This window comes from Paracoccus sp. MKU1 (assembly GCF_001447385.1).
Taxonomy (GTDB): Bacteria; Pseudomonadota; Alphaproteobacteria; order Rhodobacterales; family Rhodobacteraceae; genus Paracoccus.
Genome location: NZ_LLWQ01000228.1, coordinates 1 through 1,753, shown reverse-complemented (window position 1 = coordinate 1,753; position 1,753 = coordinate 1). Strand labels below are relative to the sequence as shown.

The 1,753-nt window shown below is 65.7% G+C and carries 1 protein-coding gene; it reads right to left on the bottom strand.

Annotation, left to right across the window (positions count from 1 at the left end; all coding sequences use genetic code 11):
- Positions 1 to 560: 560 nt before the first annotated feature.
- Entirely contained in the window at positions 561 to 1,589 is a 1,029-nt protein-coding gene (locus AQY21_RS27020) for an IS110 family transposase (protein ID WP_058100673.1), read from the bottom strand.
- Positions 1,590 to 1,753: the final 164 nt, after the last annotated feature.

Sequence of the window (1,753 nt, the reverse complement as noted above, 5' to 3'; positions counted from 1 at the left end):
CCTGAAACTCAGGCTGTCAGAGGCGGAGCAAAGGGCAGCCGTAGCAGAAGCATTGGCTGCGGAACGCGGTCAACATCTTGAGGATCTGCGCAGGCTTCTACCCGCGCCTAGCTCCACGTCGCAACGCCGAGGCTGGTGGCTGTGGCGCAGAACGTGAAGCTAAAATCGCTCCTAGCCGGTTTGACGCGGAACGGTACGGCGACAGGGACTCCCTAGCCCGCATCCCGGACTACAAGATCACCAAGGTCGACGACCTGCTGCCCTGGCGCTGGAACGGGTAGCGGTCAGCCCGGACGTGTGTGGACGCCCCCTTGGATGCAAGCGGAATCTTGGGCACGGTCGGGCATGTGATCAGGTGCGGTCGTGTGTCCGGCCTCGAAGATACGGCCTGTCATTCGCCGCGGGCCTGTATGGAGATATGCAGGTCGGGACCAGTTCGCTTACCCGCGCTCGATGGCGCTCCGTCCGGAATGCTGGTTCGCCCGACCCGGTCTCTTGACCGTCTGCCCTTACGTTCCCTCGCCCCCTCTCACATCCGGCGACAATCCGACGACACCGGCCTATGCGGCCGCCATCGCCGGATCCCTGTAATCCTCGCACCTGCGCAGCAGCGCCCAAGCTGTGCGCGCCATACGGTTGGCCAGTGCGACTGCGACCAACATCTTCGGCTTGCGCGCCATCATGCGACCGAGCCATGTGCCTTCAGGCGCGCCCTTCCGTGCGGCCCATCGCACCACGGCGACCGCACCGACGATCAGCAGCCTCCGGATGTCGCGCTGGCCCATCTTCGAGGTGCGGCCCAGTCGGTCCTTGCCGCCGCTCGAATGTTGTCGCGGCGTGAGGCCGACCCAGGCGGCGAAGTCCCGGCCCTTCGAGAAGGTCTCCATCGGTGGCGCGAAAGTCGTGATCGCCGCCGCCGTCACCGCTCCCACTCCCGGGATCGTCGTCAGCCGCCGCGCCGTGTCGTCGGTGGCCACGCGCCTGCGCAACTCGGCATCAAGGCCCGCGATCTTCTCGGCCAGCCCGGCAATCTGATCCAGCAGAAGGCGAGCCAGGTCACGCACCGCCTCGGGCAGCAGGCCATCCTCCCCTTCGATGATGACCGCGAGGCGCCCGACATGCGCGGGGCCGGTGGGCGCCACGATGCCCTGTTCAGCCAGATGTGCCCGCAGCGCGTTGATCGTCTGCGTGCGTTGGCGAACCAGAAGATCGCGGGTTCGATAGGCCATCGCCGCCGCCTGCTGGGCTTCGCTCTTCACGGCGACAAACCGCATGGTCGGGCGCGACGCAGCTTCCGCAATCGCCTCGGCATCGGCCATATCGTTCTTCTGGCGCTTCACGAACGGCTTCACATAGGCGGGTGGGATCAGCCGAACCTCGTGGCCAAGATCGCCGATCGCCCGGCCCCAATGATGCGCACTGGCACAGGCTTCCATCGCCACCACGCAAGGCGGCTGCGCTGCCATGAACTTCAGCAGTTGCGCGCGCGACAGCTTGCGGCGAAAGACGACCGATCCATCGGCCCCCGCACCGTGCGCCTGAAACACGTTCTTGGCCAAATCCAGGCCGATGATGCTAACCTCTCCCATGGACGCTCCCCTCCGTAGCGGTGCTTCAACACCCGCCACCTTGGCACATCGATGCCGCCGGGGGGCGTCCACCCCATCGCTTACAGCGCTTCAGGTGAACAGGGCCGCTTGATCAGGGCGCGTCACCAAAATTCGGCCATAGCTCCCTTGAAAAGCGACCTTAC

Coding starts and splice junctions, on each gene's coding strand:
- AQY21_RS27020 (WP_058100673.1), bottom strand. CDS start 1,589: ATGGGAGAGGTTAGCATCATCGGCCTGGATTTGGCCAAGAACGTGTTT.